The following is a 1,216-nucleotide window of genomic DNA, read 5'->3' on the forward strand; positions in this document are numbered from 1 at the left end:
CAGACTCTTCGCATTGGCAGCCAATTGAAGTTGCAGCCATGTCTTATGGTTACGGTCTGAATGCTACCGCACTGCAACTTGCCCAAGCTTATATGATATTAGGGAATGGTGGTGTAAAGCACCCTTTGGGTCTTGTTTATCGTGAAGAGCATTACCCAGGAGAGCAGATTTTGAGCTCGGATGTTTCTGATTCCTTGAGAAAAGCTATGAAGGCTGTTGTTGCCAAGGGTGGAACAGGAACGCGAGCGCAATTGCCAATGTATGAAGTCGGAGGCAAAACGGGCACTGTTCACAGTGTAGGAAGCTCGGGTTATGAAGAGAGCCAGTACAAAGCGCTGTTTGCCGGCGTCGCGCCAATAGATAAACCCGAAGTCGCCATGGTGGTAGTGATCGATGGTCCGCAAGGTGCGGAATATTATGGTGGTGAGGTTGCGGCGCCAGTTTTTTCACGAGTTGTGAATGGCACGATGCGCTTGCTTGATGTCAGCCCCGATAAAGAAAGTTCAGCCTTGTCTTCTGGCAAATCAATTTTAGCGAGCAGAGGGTAGTATGCAAAATATCTATGCTCACTCATTGGTTGATTTGCTCCGAGGTATTTGTAATGTGCCTGCAGCGCTGGATACACGAGTTTCAGGTATTTCGATCGATAGTAGAAAAGTTCAAAAAGGTGATGTGTTCATTGCGATTGCTAGTGATGAAGCTCAGCTTGAGCTGTACGTTGCAGAAGCTATTGAACGCGGTGCAAACGCAGTACTACGCGATGGAAATACTAACTGCCGAATATATGAAGATAAAGCAGCGATAGAGATCTGCTTGCAGGGCCTTCGCCAGAGTATGGGAGAGATAGCGGCTCGCTTCTTCTTTAGGCCAAGTGAAGAAATTAAAGTAATCGGTGTCACCGGTACGAACGGCAAGACCTCAGTAGCAAACCACCTTGCCTCTTACATATCCCAAGGACCGCATAAGTGTGGCGTGATGGGAACCTTGGGTTATGGCTTGCTTGGTGAGGAGACGGAAGCTCTGGTTGCGACCGGTTACACGACACCCGATGTGATCGAGGTGCATCGGCATTTGGCTAATATGCGTGACGCGGGTGCAAAGTTTGTAGTGATGGAAGTATCTTCGCACGGCTTATGTCAGAACCGGGTAGATGGCGTCCAGTTTTATGGAGCAGTGTTCACCAATTTGACTCGTGATCACTTGGATTACCATGGTT

The 1,216-nt window shown here is 48.4% G+C and carries 2 protein-coding genes; both read left to right on the forward strand.

The annotated features are described in order from the left end of the window. Positions 1-548: penicillin-binding transpeptidase domain-containing protein (locus tag A3735_RS26430; RefSeq protein WP_255375195.1), on the forward strand; the 548-nt coding region annotated here is incomplete at its 5' end. A 1-nt stretch (position 549) separates the two neighbouring features. Next, on the forward strand, positions 550-1,216 hold a 667-nt coding region (locus A3735_RS26435; protein WP_231882664.1), incomplete at its 3' end, for a Mur ligase family protein.

This window comes from Oleiphilus sp. HI0061 (assembly GCF_001635675.1).